The sequence below is a fragment of the Salibacterium halotolerans genome (assembly GCF_900115625.1).
GTDB lineage: Bacteria > Bacillota > Bacilli > Bacillales > Marinococcaceae > Salibacterium > Salibacterium halotolerans.
Genome location: NZ_FOXD01000001.1, coordinates 257,302 through 279,471 on the forward strand (window position 1 = coordinate 257,302; position 22,170 = coordinate 279,471).

Annotated in this window: 22 protein-coding genes; 16 read left to right on the forward strand and 6 right to left on the reverse strand. The window is 48.9% G+C overall.

What is annotated here, in order from left to right; translation table 11 throughout:
* Positions 1-53 precede the first annotated feature (53 nt).
* The 3 genes from phnC to phnE (BM124_RS01180) are packed head-to-tail and all read left to right on the forward strand — an operon-like array spanning position 54 to position 2,419.
* On the forward strand, positions 54-821 hold the full coding sequence (phnC, locus tag BM124_RS01170) for a phosphonate ABC transporter ATP-binding protein (RefSeq protein WP_093334813.1): 768 nt from the start codon (positions 54-56) through the stop codon (positions 819-821).
* Positions 822-1,634, forward strand: a complete 813-nt coding sequence (phnE, locus tag BM124_RS01175; RefSeq protein WP_093334814.1) for a phosphonate ABC transporter, permease protein PhnE — start codon at positions 822-824, stop codon at positions 1,632-1,634.
* Positions 1,631-2,419 carry a phosphonate ABC transporter, permease protein PhnE gene (gene phnE, locus BM124_RS01180; protein WP_093334815.1) on the forward strand — a complete coding sequence of 263 codons (789 nt, stop codon included), beginning with the start codon at positions 1,631-1,633 and terminating at the stop codon, positions 2,417-2,419. Before phnE (BM124_RS01175) ends, phnE (BM124_RS01180) begins: the two co-directional genes overlap by 4 nt.
* Here phnE (BM124_RS01180) and BM124_RS01185 read toward each other — a convergent pair.
* Both BM124_RS01185 and BM124_RS01190 read right to left on the reverse strand, forming a co-directional pair.
* Positions 2,400-3,404: an LLM class flavin-dependent oxidoreductase gene (locus tag BM124_RS01185; protein ID WP_093334816.1), complete on the reverse strand. Its 1,005-nt coding sequence runs from the start codon at positions 3,402-3,404 to the stop codon at positions 2,400-2,402. The two genes, phnE (BM124_RS01180) and BM124_RS01185, sit on opposite strands and share 20 nt — an antisense overlap.
* Before the next feature lie 97 nt (positions 3,405-3,501).
* Positions 3,502-4,674 (reverse strand): MFS transporter, encoded by a 1,173-nt coding sequence (locus BM124_RS01190; RefSeq protein ID WP_093334817.1) that lies wholly within the window; start codon positions 4,672-4,674, stop codon positions 3,502-3,504.
* A gap of 408 nt (positions 4,675-5,082) precedes the next feature.
* Between BM124_RS01190 and BM124_RS01195 the strand changes: the two genes are divergently transcribed.
* From BM124_RS01195 to BM124_RS01205, 3 genes are all read left to right on the forward strand, one after another.
* Positions 5,083-6,564, forward strand: a complete 1,482-nt coding sequence (locus tag BM124_RS01195; RefSeq protein WP_093334818.1) for a glycine betaine uptake BCCT transporter — start codon at positions 5,083-5,085, stop codon at positions 6,562-6,564.
* Positions 6,565-6,856: 292 nt separating this feature from the next.
* Entirely contained in the window at positions 6,857-7,765 is a 909-nt protein-coding gene (locus BM124_RS01200; protein ID WP_093334819.1) for a glycine betaine ABC transporter substrate-binding protein, read from the forward strand.
* Positions 7,766-7,927: 162 nt separating this feature from the next.
* Entirely contained in the window at positions 7,928-8,485 is a 558-nt protein-coding gene (locus BM124_RS01205; protein ID WP_093334820.1) for a TetR/AcrR family transcriptional regulator, read from the forward strand.
* A gap of 464 nt (positions 8,486-8,949) precedes the next feature.
* Here BM124_RS01205 and BM124_RS01210 read toward each other — a convergent pair whose 3' ends face one another.
* Positions 8,950-9,708, reverse strand: a complete 759-nt coding sequence (locus tag BM124_RS01210; protein ID WP_093334821.1) for an MBL fold metallo-hydrolase — start codon at positions 9,706-9,708, stop codon at positions 8,950-8,952.
* 118 nt (positions 9,709-9,826) lie between these two features.
* Here BM124_RS01210 and BM124_RS01215 point away from each other — a divergent pair, with 118 nt between their 5' ends.
* Positions 9,827-10,234, forward strand: a complete 408-nt coding sequence (locus tag BM124_RS01215) for an Lrp/AsnC family transcriptional regulator (protein WP_093334866.1) — start codon at positions 9,827-9,829, stop codon at positions 10,232-10,234.
* Positions 10,235-10,361: 127 nt separating this feature from the next.
* Here the strand turns inward: BM124_RS01215 and BM124_RS01220 are convergent, their stop codons facing one another.
* Positions 10,362-11,198, reverse strand: a complete 837-nt coding sequence (locus BM124_RS01220; RefSeq protein WP_093334822.1) for a LysR family transcriptional regulator — start codon at positions 11,196-11,198, stop codon at positions 10,362-10,364.
* A 39-nt stretch (positions 11,199-11,237) separates the two neighbouring features.
* On the opposite strand from BM124_RS01220, the gene BM124_RS01225 reads away from it, so the two are divergent.
* The 7 genes from BM124_RS01225 to BM124_RS01255 all read left to right on the forward strand — a co-directional run bounded on the left by BM124_RS01225 (position 11,238) and on the right by BM124_RS01255 (position 17,821).
* Positions 11,238-11,588, forward strand: coding sequence for a DMT family transporter (locus BM124_RS01225; RefSeq protein ID WP_093334823.1), 351 nt, complete (start codon positions 11,238-11,240; stop codon positions 11,586-11,588).
* Entirely contained in the window at positions 11,589-11,903 is a 315-nt protein-coding gene (locus BM124_RS01230) for a DMT family transporter (protein WP_093334824.1), read from the forward strand.
* A gap of 163 nt (positions 11,904-12,066) precedes the next feature.
* Complete coding sequence (locus BM124_RS01235) at positions 12,067-13,251, forward strand: galactokinase (protein WP_093334825.1); 1,185 nt, start codon at positions 12,067-12,069, stop codon at positions 13,249-13,251.
* Entirely contained in the window at positions 13,248-14,246 is a 999-nt protein-coding gene (galE, locus tag BM124_RS01240) for a UDP-glucose 4-epimerase GalE (RefSeq protein WP_093334826.1), read from the forward strand. Before BM124_RS01235 ends, galE begins: the two co-directional genes overlap by 4 nt.
* Positions 14,243-15,751: a UDP-glucose--hexose-1-phosphate uridylyltransferase gene (galT, locus tag BM124_RS01245; RefSeq protein ID WP_093334827.1), complete on the forward strand. Its 1,509-nt coding sequence runs from the start codon at positions 14,243-14,245 to the stop codon at positions 15,749-15,751. Before galE ends, galT begins: the two co-directional genes overlap by 4 nt.
* A gap of 15 nt (positions 15,752-15,766) precedes the next feature.
* On the forward strand, positions 15,767-16,810 hold the full coding sequence (locus BM124_RS01250) for an aldose epimerase family protein (RefSeq protein ID WP_093334828.1): 1,044 nt from the start codon (positions 15,767-15,769) through the stop codon (positions 16,808-16,810).
* An 18-nt stretch (positions 16,811-16,828) separates the two neighbouring features.
* Positions 16,829-17,821, forward strand: coding sequence for a LacI family DNA-binding transcriptional regulator (locus BM124_RS01255; protein WP_093334829.1), 993 nt, complete (start codon positions 16,829-16,831; stop codon positions 17,819-17,821).
* A 207-nt stretch (positions 17,822-18,028) separates the two neighbouring features.
* Here the strand turns inward: BM124_RS01255 and putP are convergent, their stop codons facing one another.
* On the reverse strand, positions 18,029-19,531 hold the full coding sequence (gene putP / locus BM124_RS01260; protein ID WP_093334830.1) for a sodium/proline symporter PutP: 1,503 nt from the start codon (positions 19,529-19,531) through the stop codon (positions 18,029-18,031).
* A gap of 261 nt (positions 19,532-19,792) precedes the next feature.
* On the opposite strand from putP, the gene BM124_RS01265 reads away from it, so the two are divergent.
* Positions 19,793-20,743, forward strand: coding sequence for an agmatinase family protein (locus tag BM124_RS01265; protein WP_093334831.1), 951 nt, complete (start codon positions 19,793-19,795; stop codon positions 20,741-20,743).
* 151 nt (positions 20,744-20,894) lie between these two features.
* On the forward strand, positions 20,895-21,137 hold the full coding sequence (locus tag BM124_RS01270; protein ID WP_170840904.1) for a hypothetical protein: 243 nt from the start codon (positions 20,895-20,897) through the stop codon (positions 21,135-21,137).
* Between the two features lie 505 nt (positions 21,138-21,642).
* On the opposite strand, the gene BM124_RS01275 is transcribed toward BM124_RS01270, so the two are convergent.
* Complete coding sequence (locus BM124_RS01275) at positions 21,643-22,119, reverse strand: DinB family protein (RefSeq protein ID WP_093334833.1); 477 nt, start codon at positions 22,117-22,119, stop codon at positions 21,643-21,645.
* Positions 22,120-22,170 lie beyond the last annotated feature (51 nt).

A 22,170-nucleotide genomic window follows, 5' to 3' on the forward strand; every position in this document is an offset into this window, starting at 1 on the left:
GGAAAAACTCCGGTCGGCCTCCTTTTACTACCTGAAGAAAGTAGGGAAGTCACTTGATAGAATTTCATAATGTGTCCAAGGTGTATCCAAATGGTACGACGGCTCTGAACAATGTGGATATCAAGATCGAAGACGGTGAGTTTGTCGTTGTTGTCGGGTTGTCCGGAGCCGGTAAGTCCACATTCCTGCGCTCTATCAACCGCCTGCATGAAGTGACGGAAGGGGAGATTCTCATAGATGAGGAGTCGATCACAACAGCACGGGGGAGCACTCTGTACCGGATGCGCAGAAATATAGGAATGATTTTTCAGAATTTTAACCTCGTACGCCGGTCTTCGGTTATGCGCAATGTATTATCAGGAAGAGTGGGCTATCATTCCACACTGCGTATGATTTTCGGGCTATTTCCGCGTGAAGACAAGGATATCGCCATGGAGGCGCTGGAACGGGTGAATATGAAAGAGAAAGCATACAGTCGCGCGGATGAGCTGTCAGGGGGACAGCAGCAGCGCGTGTCCATTGCCAGGGCTCTGGCCCAGGAAGCAAAACTGATTCTGGCTGACGAGCCTGTTGCATCTCTGGATCCACTGACGACTAAGCAGGTGATGGATGATTTGGCACGCATCAATACAGAACTGAATATGACGATGGTGGTCAATCTTCACTTTATAGACGTTGCCAGGCAGTATGCAACGAGAATCATCGGGTTTCGAGAGGGAGAAGTTGTATTTGACGGTCCGGTTGAAGAAGCGACGGATGAAGTATTTTCTCTAATATACGGCAGAGCCGTTCAAGAAGAAGAAATGCTGGGGGAAATGTAAATGAAAATCACACCAACCTCAAATTCAACTCCGTCAACCAATACAGAATCTGCACCTCCTGCCAAAACAAAATCACTGTTCACCATCGTTCTCGTATTGCTGCTGGTTGTATGGAGCGGGTGGCAGATTAATTTTTCCGTCAACGAACTGATGACCGGCCTTCCTCAAATGGGAAGCTTGATTGCAGATTTGATTCCACCGGATTGGACGTATTTCAGTGAAGTGACTTCCCCGGTGATGGAAACAATCCAAATGGCGGTACTCGGCACAACATTCGGGGGTCTGCTTGCCTTTCCGCTTGCTATGCTGGCGGCCAGTAACATATTTCAGGCGGCATGGATTACGGCGCTCTCCCGCATTGTTTTGAATTTGATCCGGACGCTGCCGGAACTGCTGCTGGCAGCTTTGTTTGTTGCCATATTCGGGATTGGTGCCGTTTCCGGAGTGCTTGCGCTCATGCTGTTTTCTCTTGGAATTATTGCCAAGCTGTTCTTTGAATCAGTGGAAGCCATTGATTCCGGTCCGATGGAGGCCATGACAGCCGTCGGTGCGAACAAACTGAAATGGATCATGTTCGGAGTTGTACCGCAGGTGATGTCATCGTTTATGTCTTTTTTTCTTTACGCGTTTGAAATCAATATCCGCGCAGCTGCGGTGCTCGGGCTTGTAGGAGCGGGAGGCATCGGTCTGTATTATGAACAGAATCTGGGTTTTTTTCAGTACGGCAGAGTAAGTACGATTATCGTATATACGCTGGTCGTTGTTCTGCTGATTGATTTTCTCAGTACGCGGATAAGGGAGAAATTACAATGACACGACAGCAAATTTGGTCACGTAATGTAAAAAGAATACTGATAACTGTAATCGTTCTGCTGATATACATATGGGCGTTCAGCGGTATACCTGTCATTCAAATACAGGAAACAACGGGGCAGGTGTTCTCCTCCATTATGGCGGGAATTTTTAATCCTGACTGGGGTTATGTTTATGACCCGGCAGGAGAAGATCTGCTGCGGACGCTGCTTGAAACGCTTGCCATCGCACTGCTTGGAACGTTCATTTCGGCGCTGCTCTCTATTCCGTTTTCATTTATGGCGGCACGCAATATCGCCAAAACAAAGCTCATGGTGGGTTCGAGCAAGTCCATCCTCAGCTTTATCCGTGTCTTTCCCGATATTGTCCTGGCTCTGCTTTTTATTAAAGCAGTCGGCCCCGGTCCGTTCGCCGGTGTGCTGGCGCTTGGAATCGGGGCCGTCGGCATGCTCGGTAAACTGATTGCAGAGAGTGTGGAAGGCATTGATTTAAGTGCACGGGAAGCACTGATTGCGACAGGCGGGAATCCGGTAAAAACGTTTATGTTTGCTGTCGTTCCGCAGGTGCTCCCGAACTTTTTCTCCTTTGTGCTCTACCGGTTTGAAGTTAATTTACGAGCCGCGACTATTCTGGGTGTCATCGGCGCGGGCGGTATCGGAGCCCCACTTATCTTCGCGTTAAGTGTGCGCGACTGGGAGCGCGTTGGTATTATTCTGCTCGGTATCATTGTGATGGTTACCATTTTGGATGCCATTTCGAGCAGAATCAGAAGTCATCTCGTCTAAACGCGTCGGCCAGAAGACGGAACGAATGCTTTTTCTTTTCTTCATCGAAAATATTGGTGATCGCCATGATTTCATCGGTGTGATAGAGCTCTGCCAGACGGCGGAGTTCTTTTTTGACCTGCTGTGGGGTACCGATAACGGCGCGCTTCCGGTTCTCCTGTACTTTTTTCTCTTCTTCTGTGGTGAGCGTGACGGCGGCTGCTTCCTCCGGGGTGGGGATTTTGGTGGTGCGTCCTTTTTCTACGTTCAACAGCCACATATCCTGCGTCTGCGCGAGGTGTTCGGCTTCTTCTTCGGTGTCGGCACAAATGACAAAAACACAGACAGCTGCTTTGGGCTCTGGCTGCCTTTCGGAAGGCTGGAAATTGTTCAGGTACGCATCCATCGCTTCCTCCGCGTTGTCCGGTTGAATGAAGTGGCCGCACATAAAGGCCGTGCTGTTTGCGGCAGCATGACGGGCGCCGCGGCTCGACAGACCGAGAACCCACGTCTTTGGAAGCGTGCTCGTCAGCGGCGAAGCTTTGATGGAGGCATAGTCGTGTTCCTTCGGGAGGGTTCCATCGATGAATCCCTGCATGTCGGACAGCTGTCTTGGAAATTCATTCATGCTTTTCTGTACGCCGTCTGTCAGCGCCATCCGGATCGTCTGTCCGCCGCCCGGAGAGCGTCCGACGCCAAGATCTATCCGTCCGGGGAACAATGCTTCCAGCACTTTAAAGTTTTCGGTCACTTTATACGGGCTGTACTGCGGGAGCAGCACACCGCCGGAACCGACCCGGATCGTTTCGGTAACGGAGGCGAGATGGGAAATCAGTACTTCCGGAGAGCTGCCGGCAAGCCCCGACGTGCTGTGATGTTCAGCCGTCCAGAAACGAGTGTAACCAAGCGTTTCGGCAAATCGTGCCAGATCGGCTGTTCTTCGGAGTGCGTCTGTGGCGTCCTGACCGGAAGAGATGGGGGATTGTTCTAAAATACTTAGTTTCATCACGCTTTTCTCCTTCATTTAAACGTACAGGTATTGGTTTAAGAAATAGATAAATCCATTGTACGTCGAAAAAGCGTCTGTCTTCCAATCAAATGCTTTAGTGCGAAGATCCGGTTATTTTTCTTTTCCGTTTTGCTTTCTTGATTTCTTTTGGTCCGAGAAGAACGGCAATAATTCCCGCGATACCGAAAATCGTAAATGTCCACATGTAACTGAATACGCCGATCAACACACCGGCAGCCGACGAACCTGCAACCTGACCGACAGCAAGCAGCAGAAACGGGGTACCAATGCCGAGGGAGGCGTTGTTGATGAAAACTCTGATTCCCCAGACCATCAGAACGCCCGTTATGAATATATAGGACACTCCGAACATTGCAGCGGAAAGGTAAGCGAGCGGCCATTGGCCTGGAAACCAGGCAAGGACAAGAGAGGCCGAACTGATTACAAGACCACCCCATTTGTAGGCAAACGGAAGTCCAAGTTTTTCGATGAGGAATCCGGAAAATCCTCCAAGAACACCGAAAACCCCAATCATTACCCAGAACAACGATACCCCGGTACTGCCGTAGTTGTTGGTGGACGATATGAAATCGACGGCGAATGTCCAGAAAGCAGCTGTCGATATTCCGAGCACGATGGAACAGATGATTAAAGGGAAGGCGCCCTCCACTCCGCGGAAGGAATAGTGTCCTTTTTCAAACTGTACGGACGGATTTTTCGGAAGCGGCGGGACGACTTTGGCATTCCATATAAGAGCAATCAGTGCAATGATGCCGTAAATGAAGTACGTCATCCGCCAGTCGGAGGCAAGCATAAGAGCTCCTGTGCCGGAAAGAGCAAGACCGATGCTGGTTCCTGAATTGATCCATGTGTTCGCCTGTCCCTGCTCTTTGACTTTCAGCCAGAGGGAAATCGCTGCTCCATACGGTGGAGATACGAACCCGGTACTTGCTCCGGCAAACAAAACCCCCGCTCCGAGAAGCCATACGTTGGGACTGGATGCCATGACAAACAGTCCAAGGCAGGCTGAGGCCCCCGCGGCGAGAATCATCGCACGGGGGCCTTTTTCTGTCGTGTAAACAGTGGCGAATACAATGGCCACGCAATAGGAAAGATAAAAGAGAGACGAAATAAATCCGGATGTTGACGCATTCATCCCAAGATCCGAGCTGATGCTTGGAAGAAGCAGTCCGTAACTGAACCTCGCAAGTCCGTATGCAACAGCAATCATGAGAATTCCCGGCGGTACCAATGTTGAAAAGCGCAAAAGAGTCCACCTCCTTTAATATATAGAACGATCTTTACAATTGTAGAGAAAAATTTTTAAAATGTTGAAATTGTTGCGAAGTACATGTATAGCAGGTTCGATTATAGATAGAACGTTTAATATACATTACTTTATCACTGTGCCTTTCCTTAAGCAATGGATTTACAAATTTGCAGACTTTTGAACTGGTTTTTCGAAGAAAGATTTTTCTGAATGATTTGGATTTTTGTCAGAAAGCGCTGACAAGATTGTGGAACATGAAAAATCATGATAAAAATATAAAGAACGTTCTATTAAGAGGAGTTGATTTTAGTACACTTCTTTCTCTATTCATGCGAAAGATGTACTAAAATTTTCTGCTTTAATTATAATGAACGTTATATACACTACTGAAAGGAGCACTATGTCATGTCTAAAGTCGGCAACGTTTTTTGGATATCGCTCGCTATATCCGTTATTTTTGTAATCTGGGGGGCTGTTGCACCGGATAATCTGGGGGTTGTTTCGAATGGTATCCAGTCTTTCCTTACTTCCAGATTTGGTTGGCTTTATATTCTTTCTGTTGCAGCATTCCTTATCTTCTCCATTTATCTGATGTTTAGTAAATACGGAAAATTGAGACTCGGGGATCCAAATGACAGACCGGAATACAACAGAGTCACATGGTTTGCGATGCTGTTTGGTTCCGGAATGGGAATTGGACTTATTTTCTGGGGGGCTGCGGAACCGCTGAGTCACTTTGCTTCTCCGCCGAATGCGGATCCAGAATCCATTCAGGCCGCTGAAAATGCCCTTCGTTATACTGCTTTCCACTGGGGTCTGCAGACATGGGCCGTTTACACGGTTATCGCACTGGCGATTGCTTACTTCAAGTTCAGAAGAAAAGCACCTGGTGCCATCAGTTCTACGTTCCAGCCGCTTCTTGGTAATAAAACACAAGGCTGGATGGGAACGGTCATTGATGTCATTGCTGTATTTGCGACAATTTTTGGTGTCGCTACATCTCTCGGACTTGGAGCATCCCAGATTTCAGGTGGACTGTCGTTTGTTTCCAACATGCAGAATAACCTCAGTCTGCAAATGATTATTATCGTTATTGTAACAGTCCTTTTCATGATTTCCGCATGGACCGGAATCAACAAGGGAATCAAATACTTAAGTAATATCAATATCACACTTGCTTCATTGCTTTTGATATTGACGATTATCCTTGGTCCAACGGTATTTATCTTTGATAATTTCTTTTCCACGCTACTTTCCTACATTCAGACGCTTCCGTCTCTCAGCTTTGAAACGGGCGGACTGGACGAGCAGCATGCCAGCTGGATTGAAAGCTGGACGATCTTCTACTGGGCATGGTTCATCGCATGGTCTCCATTCGTCGGGACATTTATTGCCCGCGTATCCAAAGGCAGAACCATCCGTGAATTCGTCACCGGCGTTCTGTTTGCACCAAGTATCTTCTGTATTCTATGGTTTGCTGTATTCGGCAGCACAAGCCTTCATCAAGAACTCAATGGAATCAATACCGGCCTGACAGATCTTGCGAAAGAAGAAACGCTGTTTGCTGTGTATCAATCATTCGATTTGAGCATGGTACTTATCGTCATTGCCCTGCTGTTGATCAGCACGTTCTTCGTTACATCCGCCGACTCTGCAACGTTCGTACTTGGTATGCAGACAACAAACGGCGATCTGAATCCGTCCAACAGCGTTAAAATGACATGGGGTGTCATTCAGGCGGCATTCGCTGCGGTACTGCTCGCTTCCGGAGGTCTGAATGCACTACAGACGGCATCGATTGCCTCAGCCTTTCCATTTATGTTCATTCTACTGCTCATGATGGTATCTCTGATAAAAGCCTTCCGGCAGGACTATCCCTCCAAGTAACAGAGCATAAGGCACTGATTCCGGAAAACAGGTGGGATAACCGTTTTCCGGGAATCCACTTTTGCAAAATCGGCCCGGGTGCTGTAGGCGTGGTCCGGGACCATGCAGGTTCAGATTTATGTTCCGGCAGGCTGATGACAGGAACTCTTTCTACAAGTGTGATATGGCTGTTTTCAACATCATGTAGATAGAATGTTCTGTCTTTGTAGTGCATGTGTGAAAAAAACTCATCAGCTGTGTGAACCCATAAAATTGTAAATAAACACAGTAATACTAAAGGAGTGTTAAAACAATGGGGATGTGGAAAAGCAGCGTGTTGTTTGCCGGTTTGTCATTTGTTTTGGTGACTGCTGGTTGTGGACAGGATGATTCGTCCGGAAACGGTGGAAGTTCAGCGAGTGTAAGTGAACAACTCGACTATACCATTACAGGTATTGAACCGGGATCCGGTGCATACCAGGCAACAGAAGACGCATTGTCCCAGTATAACAATCTGGCTGGCTGGCAGCAGGAATCGTCCTCTGCCATGGCCATGCTGACCTCTTTGGAAAATGCTATCAGTAATGAAGAACCTATTGTTGTTTCTGCATGGTCTCCCCACTTTATTTTCGCGAAATATGATTTGAAGTATTTAGAAGATCCAAAAGGCGTTTTTGGTGAAGAAGAGTATGTAACCACCATTGCCAGAGAAGGGCTGAAAGAAGATAAACCCGGTGCCTATACCATTTTGGACAGGTTTGAGCTGGATATAAGTGACGTAGAGTCTTTCATGCTTACTATTCAGGATCAGGAAATAGAAGCGACCGCTGAAAACTGGGTGGAAGACAACCAGGAAACCGTGAATGAATGGACGAAAGGTATTGAAGACGGCGGCGGTACTTCCGTGGACCTGGCAATGACTCCTTGGGATGATCAGCGTGTTTCCGCGAATATTATGAAAGTCGTCCTGGATCAGAAGGGTTACGATACATCGATTACTCCTGTTGATCCAGCTGTTATGTTTGAATCGGTCGCTAATGGGGAAAGCGATGCTTCTTTGGCACCGTGGATGCCAATCACTCATGGAGATCTGTACGCCCAATATGAAGACAGTTTTGAGGACCTTGGAAAAAACGTAGCTGGTGCAAAAATCGGACTGGCTGTGCCGGAATATATGGAAGACGTTAACTCCATTGAAGACCTTAAACCTGCAGAGCAGTAAATAAACTTGCTAACCTTTTTGATGGAATAAAGGGAGCCGTAAACAGGCTCCCTTTAAATGTTCCGTCTGCGGAATGAGGAGAATAGATTTGACTGACACATCGTTCATTGATAATCTAAAGTATAAAGGTTGTTCTTTCTAAACAAAGGAGAAGCATAGTATATGAGTCGATCTGCAAAAAAGGATAAATTACTTTTAACAGCTGAAAGACTGTTCTACGAGCATGGATTTCGCGGAGTCGGTCTGAAGCAAATCATCAGTGAGGCAGATATTGCCACGATGACGCTGTATAATCATTTTTCTTCCAAAGATAATCTGGTGGAAGAAGTATTGAGACAGCGGGAGGAACGTTATTGGTCCTACCTGGATTCCTATGTGGAAGTGAATTCAGAGTCCCCGTTCATTTCCGCCGTGGAAGCTCACGGCCGCTGGCTGAAGGAGCAGTCCTACAAAGGCGATATGTTCCTGCGGGCGATTGAGGACTACGCGGGAATGGATAATGAAATTGAAAACATTGCAAGGGGACACAAATTTAAGCTGCTTCGGTATTTTCAGCAGCTGGCTGAAGAGAAAGGGAAAAATAACGAACGCGATTTAGCAAATCAACTGACACTGCTTCTCGAAGGGACAACTTCCATGACAACGTTGATAGGTGCAGAAAAAGCGACAGAGTATTCCATTTCTATGGCAGAAACGCTGCTGGTCCAGCATACATCGTAAGACAGTTGCGTGTTGTGCTTTGCAGCAGAGTGTGAAAGCGGATTTGAAAAGTGTTCTTTAGAACGGACATTTAAAAATAAATAAGACCCGGACGATTCTTATGGGAAGGTGCTGTGCCTGGTGCTGTCGTCTTCCTGGATGAATCGTCCGGGTCTATTTGTTTGCGGTTTTCTCAAGAAAAAGCATCGGATGTAATTACGCCGGGGTGATCTATGCAGTGGCATCCGCTTGCAATCACTTCTGTTCCGCACGTAAATCGAATGATTTGGCATGTAACATAGCATCCTTGGCTTGTACGTTTCGATTCGGACGGTATTGATCTTCATTTGGCATGTAAATGGCCGTCTTCGGCAGGTAAACGCAGAAGTTTGGCTGATACGCGCCGAACGAGCCGCTGTCAAAAAGGCGTACCAAAAAAATACGTATGAAGGAACGGCAAACCGTTCCTTCATACGTATTTTTCTTTACAGGGAGTATGTTTGTCCGTCATCCGGTACAGCAAGGCGGGAAGCAAAGCTCTTTTCTTCGGCGTAGTCTTTCAGCTCCTGCCTGGACAGGGTCCAGTGATTGACAGCTTCCATGTGAACGGAAATAATATAGGCATCAGGAGCAGATTGGTATACTTCATAAATGTCTTCTTTGCCCATCACAAGCGATCCGCCTTCGTTAAACTGGTTGTCGCCGCCGTTGACTACAATGACGTCCGGCTGATGCTTGTTGATTTCTTCTTTGACGTATTCGTTCCAGACCGTATCCCCGGCAATGTACAACGTTTTTTCGTCGGGATGGTTGAAAACGACACCGGATACGGGACCGGCTGTATTTACGATATCCCCGCGTCCGTGTTCTCCTTCGGTTTTCGCGAGCTGGACTCCTTCAAATGAAGAATTCTTCTGTAGTACCTGAACATGGGTGAACCCTTCATGACGGATATGTTCCGCGTCTTTTTCGTTCTGGGCGAACAACGGAATGTCCTTTGGCAGCGCATCGACGGCCGCCTGATCCCAGTGGTCGGGGTGCAGATGTGTTACGATGACGGCATCGACATCGATAACACTTTCCACCGATACAGGCAGCTCCACTAAAGGATTGTTCTGGTCTTCCCGCGGAGCGTTTTGGAAAGCAGGCTGCGCGCCTTTTTCGGACAAAAATGGATCGATAAGAAACGATGTCCCCGCATAGTCGATGTGGAGTGTTGCGTTACGAATCAGTTGTATGTTCATGATTAAGGCCTCCTTTTATTCCATCTGGATTTATTATAAGGGATAAGGATGGCTGTATACATAGAACGAATCAAGTATGCCAACGACTTTACTTGAAAAATGTAAGGAAGGGGAAGAAATAGTGGATCGTACCGACCATCATATATTGAATGAATTGTCTCAGAACAGCCGGATTACGATGAAAGAACTTGGAGAGAAGGTCCATTTGACCGGTCAGGCTGCGTCGGACAGAGTGGCAAAGCTTGAGGAAAATGGCGTGATTGAAGGATACTCCGTGAATGTGAATAATGCCAAAATGGGATACCCTGTCCATGTTTTCCTGCATATTATCATCCACACAGCTCATAAACCATATCTTTCTTTCATTGAGACACAGCAGCCTTATATTATGAACAACTATAGAATAAGTGGTGACGGCTGTTACCTGCTCGAATGTAAATTTCCATCGCACGAGTATGTGGACACGTTTCTGAAAAGCCTGCAGGAGCACGCCAACTACAAGTTGTCCATTGTTATTAACAAATAATTGAATCTGTTACAAAAAGGACGCTGCAATCGATAAAAGCGTCCTTTTTATATGCTGTTGATATAACTTTTGGTTATGGAAAGATGAAAAAAGAGTATTAGTCACAGATTATCCCGTCGTTTATACTTTACGTATCGAACCCGGTTTTCAATATTTTTAATGTGCTGCTATCAAGGGCATACAGGTGCATTTCCCGTTGAATCGGATTGTTTTCTATAGGAAGAAACTCGACACCTTTGTACTGGATTTTTTTCACCATGATAGAAGGAAGGTAGGTTACGCCGTACCCTTGAGCGGCAAAACCGATCAGCGCATGGTAAGGCAGTTCAATAACAGGCGGCACAGTGTACCCTTGTTCCTCCGCCAGCAGGTGAATTCTTTTGTACAAAGGAGTGGAGGCGGGCGGCAGCAGCTGCGTATACAGCAGACAGTCGGAAATGGACACCATATGCTGCTGCGCCAGGTCATGATTGGAAGAAACGGCCGCAAAGAACGTATCATGAAATAAAAAAGTCGACTGTAGGCCTTTGTGGCGGGCAACATCCTGGATAACAGCTGCATCAATACCGCCGGATTCAAGCAATGGTAGTAATTCCAGGGAATCGTCTTTCACGTATGTCAGCTTTATATTGAAAGGGTTTGCCTGTTCAATATAATCAGGGAAAAAATAAGACGCTAAAAAAGGATCGCTGCCCATGCGTATTTCCCGATCATGCATGTGGCTGTATAACTCAGACTGCAGCTTTCTGAGGGTTGGTTCCACATCATCATACAGTTTCTGTCCTTTATGAGTGAGACTAATCCCTTTGGACGTACGGATGAACAGCGGAAAGCCCAGTGTTTCTTCCAGTTTGCTGACCTGTTTGCTTAAGGCAGGCTGTGAAACGAATAAGATATCTGCCGCTTTTGTGATGCTTTTTTCTTTTGCTGCTGTTAAAAAATATTCCAGCATCTGCAGGTTCATCAGGCATTCACTCCCTGAAAAAATGAAAGAAGGGTCTTTATGTTACGATACTACATTTTTTTAAGTCTTGCTATACTGCTTGAGATAGTCGGCGCGGGATTTATGAAGCTGTCGAAGGGTTTTACGGAGCCCGGGGCAACGATTGTTGTGATTGCTGCCTACTCTCTGGCGCTCACTTTCTATGTGCTGCTCACAAATCGGCACGGTCTCGGTATCATCAATGCGTTATGGGCGGGAGTAGGTACCGTTATTGTATCCGCCGGCGGTATTATTTTGTTTCAGGAATCTGTATCGTTATTTAAAATCACCGGAATTCTCTTCATTGTGGCTGGTGTTCTCGGTTTAAATCTGCCAAAGCAGAGGCGTCATACACGAAAGGTGGTGTATTAAGTGGGGTATACCTTTTTAGCGGTTAGTCTTATTTTCGCGGTGATTGGAAACATTTCTGTGAAATTATCCGACGGTTTCCGGCGCCGCCTGCCAAGCGCGGGAGTTTTTCTTTTTTATATATTCTGCATCTACTTTTTGACAATCAGTGTTCAAAAAATCGAAATCAGCACCGCGTACGCGATTTGGTCCGGTATGACGATTGCCGCTACGACCCTTTTAGGTATTGTGTTTTTCCAGGAGTCGGCGGATAAACGAAAACTGTCCTCCATCGCATGTATTATTTTGGGGGTGCTGCTTCTGCACTTTCCTCACTGAACAACTGCGTAATATCTGAAAGAGAAGCGGTTCCTGAATCAACAGGAATCGTTATTTTTTCACTTTAGTAAAAATATCGGTAAAAACATTAAAATTTTACTTGAATTTTTACTTCCTGTACCCGTAAGATGAAAGAAAGGAGAAGCGGAGAGGGAGGAAAGGTATGCAGGTAAGCGATTTAAAGAAAGCGTTCACACAAAAGTTTGGAGAAAAGGATATACAATTGTTTTTCGCCCCGGGCCGCATTAATCTGATCGGCGAGCACACGGATTATAACGGAGGAAATGTTTTTCCATGTGCCATTACGAAAGGAACGTATGCGCTTGCTTCCGGGCGGAGCGACAGGAAGGTACGTCTTTATTCTGAAAATATGCCCGAAAGCGGGGTTGTCGAGGTGAGCCTGGACTGTCTGGATTATAGAGAAGAAGACGGCTGGGTGAATTATCCGAAAGGTATGATCTATAAGCTGATCGAAGCGGGATGGGACATTCCGGCCGGCATGGATGTGCTGTATTACGGGAATATACCGAACGGGGCGGGGCTGTCTTCGTCGGCTTCCATGGAGCTCGTTACCGGAGTGATGCTGGAGTATCTGTGTGATCTCCGGATAGACCGGGTGGACCTTGTGAAAACCGGGCAGAAGGTGGAAAATGAGTATATCGGGGTGAACAGCGGCATCATGGACCAGTTTGCCATTGGAATGGGCAGGTCCGATCACGGCATACTGCTCGACTGCCACCGTCTTCAGTATGAATATGCGCCGCTTCATTTACACCATTACACGCTGATGATTATGAATACGAACAAAGAACGCACCCTCGCCGGATCAAAATACAATGACCGGCGGAGCGAATGCGAAGCGGCGTTGGAAGATTTGAAAGCGGGCACCGGCATTGAGGCGCTCGGTGCGCTGGGTCCGGAAGAATTTGAAAAATGGAAAGCACGCATCAGAAATGAGACAGCCGTCCGGCGCGCCCGCCATGCAGTCTATGAAAACGACCGGACGAAAAAATCGTTACAGAGACTGAAAGACGGGGATCTGCAGGGGTTTGGAGCATTGATGAATGCTTCTCACGTGTCGCTTCGGGACGATTATGAAGTGACGGGGGAGGAACTGGACACCCTCGTGGAAGCTGCATGGGAGCAGGAAGGCGTCCTCGGTGCCCGGATGACGGGAGCAGGCTTTGGAGGATGTGCCATCGCGCTTGTGGAAACCGAAAAAACAGAGGCATTCCGGCGTCATGTTGCTGCGCAGTATGAAGCAGTGATCGGATACGCCCCGTCCATTTACGAAGCAAAAGCAGGAGATGGCGCCAAACCAATAACGGGAGAGGTCGTGATAGAGTGAGTATACTAGTTGCCGGAGGAGCGGGATACATTGGATCGCACGCTGTTCATCAACTGCTTGATCAGGGGAAACAACCGGTCGTTGTTGATAATCTTGGGACCGGCCACAAAGAAGCACTCCCCAAAGGAGCGGTGTTCTATGAAGGAGATATCCGTGACAGGGAGTTCATGCGGAGTGTGTTCCGCCGGAAAAAAATCAAACAGGTGTTGATGTTTGCCGCGCATTCCATCGTTGGCGAATCGGTGGAAAAGCCGCTCGCTTATTATGATAACAATATGTTCGGTACCCAGGTGCTGCTTGAAATGATGGCGGAATTCGGCGTGCGTGATATCGTGTTTTCATCCACCGCCGCCGTTTACGGAGAGCCCAAAGACGTGCCGGTGACCGAAGAAGCACCGACACGGCCGCAGAACCCGTACGGCGAGACGAAGCTCGGGATGGAAAACATGATCAAATGGGCCTCGGCCGCCCACGGCATCCGCTACGTTTCCCTGCGTTATTTTAATGTCGCCGGAGCACGGCAGAGCGGCAGGGTTGGTGAAGACCACCGGCCGGAAACCCACCTCGTGCCGATTATTTTACAGGCAGCACTCGGACAGCGGGAATCAGTCACCATATTCGGGGACGATTACCCGACAAGAGACGGCACATGCATCCGCGATTACGTGCACGTGGAAGACTTGATCAGCGCGCATCTGCAGGCGCTCGATCACCTGAAAAAAGGTGGAGACAGTGATGTATTCAACCTTGGAAGCAGTGAAGGATTTTCGGTGAAAGAGATGATTGAAGCCGCCGAAAGAAGCACCGGACAGCACATTCCACAGGAGTACGGTGAGCGCAGAGCAGGGGACCCTTCCCGTCTCATCGCGTCATCGGAAAAAGCAAAGAACATGCTGGGCTGGAAGCCTGTACGCACGAAAGTGGACACGGTGATCCGGGATGCCTGGAACTGGCACCGCAAAAATCCAAACGGGTATGGAGGACATTCATCATGACTGTAGAAAAAGTATGTGCATGGGTCGAATCGCTCGTTCAGCAGGCTGGAAACCTTGGATTGATTGCCGCCGAAGACGCGGTATACTCCCGGAACCAACTGCTTTTGCAGCTCGGCATTGACGATTTTTACCCGGATGTGTCAGAACAGCTGGACGAAAGTGTCCCGGACCTCCTTGAAAAAATCAGTGACGCGGCGGAGAAGCTTGGAGTTACCGGGTCCATGACAGAAGAAAAAGAACAGCTGCAGGCGTCGTTAATGAACGTATTTATTCCGCTTCCATCTGTCGTGAATGAGCGGTTCTATGCGAAATATGAAAAAGATCCGAAAGAAGCCACCGACTACTTTTACCATCTGAGCCGGTCTTCAAACTATATCCAGACGAAGCGGATTGCGAAAAATATCCATTACAAGGCGGAGTCTGAGTACGGTACGCTTGATATTACGATTAATCTTTCCAAACCGGAAAAAGATCCGAAAGAGATCGAAAAAGAAAGAGAGCTTAAAAAAGAAGCTTCCTATCCTCTTTGTGTGCTCTGTATGGAAAACGAAGGATACGGCGGCAGGATTGGACACCCTGCACGCTCCAACCACCGGCTTATCCGCGTCCCGCTTGAGGGGGAACGCTGGTATCTTCAGTACTCCCCTTATGTCTATTACCCGGAACACTGCATTCTTTTAGCAGAAAAACACCGGGACATGGCGATCGGGCCGGAGACGTTTCAGCGGCTGCTTTCTTTTGTCGGCAGATTTCCCCATTATTTCATGGGATCCAATGCCGATATTCCGATTGTCGGCGGTTCCATTTTGTCCCACGACCATTACCAGGGAGGACGCTATGAATTCGCGCTTGCCGGGGCACCGGATGATGAATCATTTGTGCTGGATGGATATCCGGATATTGCAGCTTCGGTCGTACGGTGGCCGATGACGGTACTGCGGCTGCGTGCGGATGACCCGGCTTCCTTAGTAAGCGCTTCAAGCCGTATTCTGAAGGTGTGGAAGTCTTATAATGATCCGGGACGGCATATTTTGTCCCATACCGGCAGCACCCCGCATAACACTATTACGCCGATTGCCCGGCGGAAAGGGAGCGCGTATGAAATGGATCTGGTGCTCCGGAACAACCGGACGGATGAGGAGCATCCTGCGGGTATTTTTCATCCGCACGAAGATGTGCACCATATCAAAAAAGAAAACATCGGTCTGATAGAAGTGATGGGACTCGCGGTACTCCCCAAAAGACTCGCGCATGATCTGAAAGACGTGGAACAGTATCTTCTCGGCAGAAAGGAAGCTGTCGCAAAAGAACACCAGGCCTGGGCAGAGCAGCTGAAAGCGTTGCGCGGTCCGGTAAAAGACGAAGCCGAGGCGGCGGATATTGTACAGAAAGAGACGGGGAAGAAATTTCTGCGGGTGCTGGAAGACGCCGGGGTCTTCAAACGAACGGAAGACGGAAAGCAGGGTCTTCGTGCCCTGCTTGGGACCATCAATGATACGAAATAGCAGGAGGGACATGTAATGATCAAAGAAGAAACCATCGATCACTGGGACGGCGAACCGCTGATTCAGATTACTATGGAGGATGATCAGGGGGTCCGGGCGGACGTGTTGAATTTCGGGTGCCGGATCCGCGGGTTGTATGTTCCGGACAAAGACGGAAAGCTTGAAAATGTCGTGTTGGCATACAATGACCCGGCGGACTACCGGACCGACAGTATATTTTTAGGTGCTGTCATTGGACGCACGGCAGGAAGAATCCCTTACGGACGCCTGCAGCTCGGAGACGACACCCATCATCTGTCGCTGAACGAAGGAGATCACCACCTGCACGGGGGCACCACCGGGTTCAGCCACCGGTTCTGGAATTATGAAGTGAAACGTGATGGAGAGGAACCATCTGTTTCCTTCCACCTCCTGAGTGTAGACGGCGAGGAGGGGTACCCGGGAAGGGTCGACGTAACGGTGACATATACCCTCGAGCGTCAGGGTAACCTAACGGTGGAATACGAAGCTGTCCCGGAGCGGACCACGTGGATCAGCCTTACCAATCATACGTATTTTAATTTAAGTGGAAACGGCAGACGGAAACTGGATGCTCACGCCCTGCAGGCACCCGTGGAATGTGTGTTTGAACTGGATGATACATTGATTCCGACAGGAACGCTCATCCAGTCGGAGGGAACGCCGTTTGATGTACGCGAACAAACAAAGCTGTCCGGTGTTTTCGGAGCGGATCACCCGCAGCTCGACACAGCAAACGGCGGTTTTGATCATTTTTTTGTGTTTGAACAGGGCCGGGAACGCTATGTGTATCTGTCCGAAGAAGAGAGCGGGCGTACGATGAAGGTGGAAACGACAGAACCGGGCGCCGTTGTGTACACCGGCAATAAAATCAGTGGGGCTCTGGAACTTGAACATGGAAAGGGAGAACGATACGCGGGCATCTGTATCGAAACCCAGCGTCTGCCGGAAATGTTCCGCGGGCTCGGCCGGCCGACCTGTCTCGTGCAGGCGGGAGAAGCCTATAAAGCAGCCACCACCTTTTCGTTCGGCACGCAATGATAAAGGAGATTCTTAGACATGGCCACCATCAAGGATATTGCAGAAAAAGCTGGAGTCTCGCTAGCCACCGTGTCACGGGTGCTGAATTACGATGAGTCCCTGTCGGTGACAGAGTCGACGAAAAAAAAGATTTTTGAAGCGGCGGAAGAACTGGAATATAAAAAAGGAAAGCGCAGAACTGCAGCTTCGACTTCGGTCGCCATCGTGCACTGGTATACCGAAAAGGAAGAACTGGAAGACCTCTACTATATGTCCATCCGGCTGGGGGTGGAGAACCGCTGTCAGCAGCAGGGCATTCAGTTTGTGAAGTATGTCTATGACGAGTTCACCCGGCAGCATCCAAGCGGCATCGACGGCATTATCGCAGTTGGGAAATTCAGTGCCGAACAGGTAGAGGTGCTGACAGCTGTATCCCCCGTCATTGTGTTTGTCGACTCTTCCCCGGACAGCGAGCAGTATGATGCTGTGACGGTTAACTTTGAAAAAGCAGCCGAAAAGGTGCTGCAGCATTTTCTGAATGAGGGGAGCCGGCGTATCGGCTACATCGGCGGGCGTGAAACGTACCGTCTTGAATCCGAACCGATTGAAGACGCGCGGGAAACGAGGTTTCAATCTTTTTTGAAGGAGCGGAGTCTGTTTGATCCGAAGCTGTTTTACACCGGCAGCTTTACGGTCGGCTCCGGACGGGAGCTGATGGGAAATATGCTCGAGGAACACCGGGGCCGTCTGCCGGAAGCTGTATTTACCGCCAACGACACGATGGCTGTTGGATGCCTGCAGGTGCTTCATGAAAACTCTGTACAGGTCCCGGAAGAGATCAGTCTGATCAGCGTGAACGACGTCAGCATCTCCAAATACATGTATCCCCCGCTCAGCACCGTGAAAGTCTACACAGAACAGATGGGGGAAACGGCGGTGGATCTTATTCAGGAACAGCTCCGCGGAGAAAGGGCTGCCGCCAAAAAAACAGAAGTCGCCACCACGTTGATTCTCCGCGGAAGCAGCCGCTGAACCGCAGGAAGATGTACAGCCAGTCCGCACGTACAAATGTCCACTAAATCATTTTAGTGGACATTTTTCAGTAGAAAGCGTCTCAAAGTGTCTTTTATTTTTGTGTTATGGACAGGTTGGACGCCGGCATGGTTGTAATAAGGAAATAGCAGACACTTTGTGCGGAAAAATGTTTGTAAAACGCGTCCGGTATAAAGCGCAGCATTTTTACATGTTTTTCACCTGTTCGAATTCATCTGTTACCTCTTGCGGTGGTTTGGACCCGAGCAGACTGATCACGACAATCGCGAGGGAAGCAAGCAGAAAGCCGGGGACCAGTTCATACAGCTCGGAGCCGGTGAATCCCCATAGAAGAACGGTTCCTCCGCCCAGTATAATGGAGGTGACAACCGCCGGCATGGTGGTGCGTTTCCAGAACAATGAGAACAAAAGCCCCGGTCCGAACGCCGCTCCGAAACCGGCCCACGCATACGATACCAGTTCCAGTACGGTACTGTTTTCATTAAAGGCCAGAACAAAGGCAATCAGCAGAATGAGAAAGACCGCGGTGCGGCTCGCCCATACCAGTTCTTTCTGGGAAGCGTTCTTACGAATAAATACCCGGTAGAAATCTTCCACAAGCGCGCTGGATGATACGAGCAGCTGCGAGTCGATGGTACTCATGATCGCGGATAGCACTGCAGCAAGGAGCATGCCGGCAATCCACGGATTAAAGGTCATCTGGACAAGTTCAATAAACACCTGTTCCGGGTCGTTCAACGGGTTTTCCGGTCCAAAATAGGCAATGCCGACCGTTCCGACAAGAAGAGAGCCGTAAAGCGGCAGCACGAGTCCGCATATAATGGCGATCAGCCTGGATTTTGGAATGTCTTTCACACTCCGGATGGCCATGAAACGCATCAGAATATGGGGCTGCCCGAAATAACCCAGGCCCCAGGCGAGGGAAGAGATAACGGCAATAAAGGATATGGAGCCGGCAGACTCCCAGAATATATTATCAGAAAAGCTGAACTGCACCGTTTCGCCGATGGAAAGAAGTGACGGATTAATCTGCCCAAGCGCCGCCAGTACTTCTCCGAAACCGCCCATCTGCTGGATGGCAATAATCGGTGTAATGAGAAGCGCAAGGAACATAAGAAATCCTTGAATAAAATCCGTCCAGCTCACCGCAATAAAGCCGCCGAGAAAGGTGTAACCAAAAATAATGAGCGCTCCGATGGTGAGAGCGGTCGTATAATCGAAACCAAATGTCGTTTCAAACAGCTTACCGCCGGCAACGAGTCCCGAAGAAGTGTAGAACATAAAGAAAATTACAATAAAGACAGCCGAGACGATGCGGATAAGATGGGACTGGTCACGGAAACGATTCTCGAAAAATTCCGATATCGTAATCGAATCGCCTGCGGTGTATGTATAATTCCGGAGACGTTTGGCAACGTAATGCCAGTTAAAAGCGGCGCCGACCGCAAGCCCGATCGCCAGAAACAAGCTTCCTTCACTCATACTGGAAGCATAGGCCACGCCGGGAAGGCCGAGCAGAAGCCAGCCGCTGAAGTCACTCGCCTGTGCCGAGAACGCTGTCACCCAGCTGTTTAACTTCCGTCCGCCGAGCACGTAGTCTGACATCGAGTGCGTCATTCTGTAGGTAATAATACCAACCGTAAGCAGTAATAAGAGATATAAACCAAACGTAACATAAACAGGATTCATGATTTATTCCCCCCTTTTTCTCTCACATAAGATAGAATGGCCCATAGGACAAGCAGGGGCATCGGGAAAAAAATCCAGAACCATGTCCAAAACGTAAAGGTTTCCATTTCGCATTCCTCCTTTGATTTGAACCGCTTCAGCGTGTATTCCATCGTAAAGAAATCCTATGCGAACGTCAATATACGGTAATCCTTCAGCATTTGCACGAGCGGTATGAATCCGCTACACTGAAACAACATAGGATTGGAAAGGAGTTTCGTTATGACAATCGAGTATGTTTACGGCAATACGCCTGTTTTTTTACATAGCCGCAAAGTAACCGATGCTGATGAAGTGGATGCCGTCATTTACGGAGTTCCGTGGGAAGGCGGCGTCACATGGGGCGATTATACGAGCTGCGAACTCGGTCCTAAATCGATGCGCCTCTCTTCCGGCAGATATTCCGGTTTTCTCCCGGAACTTGATTTTATCGACGTATTTGGCCATTTGTCGCTCGGAGATCTGGGGGATGTCACCATCAACTGGAACGATCCCGGTGAAACGATGGAGCGGATCACTGATTTCACGCGGAATCACCTGTGGAACAAAGATGTCTTTCCAATCGGACTCGGCGGGGATCACAGTATCACGTATCCGATTGTGAAAGGACTTGTTGAAGAACAGGGTAAAAAAGTCGGTATCATTCATCTGGATGCCCACTATGACAACATGCCCGCGCACGGTAATGAGAAATACGCGAGAAATACACCGTTTGCCCGTCTTTATGAACTCGAAGGCGTCCGCAATGAAAGTTTGATTCATTCCGGTATTCACGGCCCGCGCAACAAACCCGAAGCCGGGCGCTACGCCAAAGATGCCGGTGCCGTGACGATTACGAGCCGTGATATCCGCGAAGCAGGCAGTATCTATCAGATGGCCGACGAGATATACAACCTGGCCTCCACCGATGTCGATGTTGTGTACCTTACCATCTGCAGTGACGTGCTCGACTTTGCGTTTAATCCGGGCGGGCCGCCGGATGCCAACGGTTTGACCTCGTACGAACTGCTGACGCTCATTCATGAGTTCGGGAAAAAAGGTCTCGCCGGCATGGACTTTGTGGAAGTCTATCCGGAAACGGACGTAAACCGTTTCTCCTCGCATATGGCCTCTAATATTGTGCTTTACGTACTGGCAGGAGAAGCGAAACGAAGACAGGAGCAACGTAAATAAAGGACCGTGGAACAAAACCACTATGAATGAAAAAGAGACTGGGACAAAACCTTTAAAAGAAGCGAAAAATGCTGAACGATTTCAGGAAATCGTTCGGCATTTTTCGTTCCTGAGATCAACCGCTGCGCCAACATACTTCGTTTTTACTCCAGTGCACAAGGGCGGCATCGATTCGCTGGCGCTCATCGTGACTTCTATGCCGTGGGAACGGCTCGCGGCCGCGGTCGTGCCGGATCAGCTGCTTGTTGAAGCCGACGGACTCCGGCTGTTCCAGGGCCTGGCTGCCGGAATCGAAAAAGTATCTGAACTGCTCCGCTTGTACGGATGCAGAACAATGCAGGGCGGATGCACGGTGGTTTGTAGAAAATGGAAGCGTTTATTTCGTTCAGGTTGAGTAAATGTTCGTTGGGAATGGGTTCTAAGGCACTTTAGGGGGTTCCGCGCTCCCGTAAACGTCGTTAGGCACATCGCCTGAGGCACTTTATAGTATTTAGTGCCCCCTTAAACGTCGTCATGAATGATTCATAAAGCACTTTAGATAGTTCCGTGCCCCGGTAAACGTCATCATGAACGAATCGAGGCTGCGTTCAGCGGGAAAAGGAACGGTCCGAAGCAGCAAGAGCCCGCGTCGCTGCGTGAAATGAGGGATGAATAGTCATAAGGTAACCAACGCCCCCCGTAAACATCATTATCAGGTAGAATAGTTCCAGGAGACACTGGAACGAAGGCGTGCACAGATAGTGGTACATAGAAGCTTCTATCGTCCATTATGTTTTCCTTTTTGCCTGGTGGTGTCCGGTAACCCTGTCTTACAGGACATTATTTTCAACTACGGACCGGATAATGGACGATAGACAATTCATATCTCATTAGCATTAAATTTGTTTAAAAGGATGAATTCACCATGTCTGTCCTCCGGAGGGCGGCGGCCAGGTTCCGGTCATGCGCCGGAGCTGAGCCGCCTGGGCGCTGTGGTAGCTGTTGTGGGTGATCAAGTCCATGATCAATTCGGCGCGCGTCGTTCCGTTTTCATCAAACCCGGTTTCCTCCAGATCCTTTCCGGCTTCACGCTCTGCTTCTTTCAACCCGTCCCGGAACCGCTGGAGGGTGCTGTTCCACTCCTCCTGGTTTTTTGGCATAGAGGATTCCGGGAACGTGTCCCGGTTATGCTGGGGATAGGGCGGGTACTGCCCCGCCAGCATCTGCAGCAGGTAGTCCTGCCACCACGTCATATGAAACAGCATATCCCATACCGTATGGGGGCTCTCTTCCGGCTTTTCCCCTCCTTTTCTCCAGTCCATTCCTTCAAAGATGTCCGGCGGTGCGATGTGTGCCGTCCGCCCGTATAATCCCTGTATCAAAAAAGATGGATCCACGTGTATTTCCCCTTTCGTCGTTCGTTTCCTTCCTTTCTTCAGTATGAAAGA

Bases quoted from the DNA above. Each gene is read 5' to 3' on its own strand.
- galT (WP_093334827.1), top strand. From the start codon at position 14,243: ATGACTGTAGAAAAAGTATGTGCATGGGTCGAATCGCTCGTTCAGCAG.
- phnE (WP_093334814.1), top strand. From the start codon at position 822: ATGAAAATCACACCAACCTCAAATTCAACTCCGTCAACCAATACAGAA.
- putP (WP_093334830.1), bottom strand. From the start codon at position 19,531: ATGAATCCTGTTTATGTTACGTTTGGTTTATATCTCTTATTACTGCTT.
- BM124_RS01250 (WP_093334828.1), top strand. From the start codon at position 15,767: ATGATCAAAGAAGAAACCATCGATCACTGGGACGGCGAACCGCTGATT.
- BM124_RS01200 (WP_093334819.1), top strand. From the start codon at position 6,857: ATGGGGATGTGGAAAAGCAGCGTGTTGTTTGCCGGTTTGTCATTTGTT.
- BM124_RS01255 (WP_093334829.1), top strand. From the start codon at position 16,829: ATGGCCACCATCAAGGATATTGCAGAAAAAGCTGGAGTCTCGCTAGCC.
- BM124_RS01205 (WP_093334820.1), top strand. From the start codon at position 7,928: ATGAGTCGATCTGCAAAAAAGGATAAATTACTTTTAACAGCTGAAAGA.
- BM124_RS01220 (WP_093334822.1), bottom strand. From the start codon at position 11,198: ATGAACCTGCAGATGCTGGAATATTTTTTAACAGCAGCAAAAGAAAAA.
- phnE (WP_093334815.1), top strand. From the start codon at position 1,631: ATGACACGACAGCAAATTTGGTCACGTAATGTAAAAAGAATACTGATA.
- BM124_RS01185 (WP_093334816.1), bottom strand. From the start codon at position 3,404: ATGAAACTAAGTATTTTAGAACAATCCCCCATCTCTTCCGGTCAGGAC.
- BM124_RS01235 (WP_093334825.1), top strand. From the start codon at position 12,067: ATGCAGGTAAGCGATTTAAAGAAAGCGTTCACACAAAAGTTTGGAGAA.
- BM124_RS01225 (WP_093334823.1), top strand. From the start codon at position 11,238: ATGTTACGATACTACATTTTTTTAAGTCTTGCTATACTGCTTGAGATA.
- BM124_RS01195 (WP_093334818.1), top strand. From the start codon at position 5,083: ATGTCTAAAGTCGGCAACGTTTTTTGGATATCGCTCGCTATATCCGTT.
- BM124_RS01265 (WP_093334831.1), top strand. From the start codon at position 19,793: ATGACAATCGAGTATGTTTACGGCAATACGCCTGTTTTTTTACATAGC.
- BM124_RS01210 (WP_093334821.1), bottom strand. From the start codon at position 9,708: ATGAACATACAACTGATTCGTAACGCAACACTCCACATCGACTATGCG.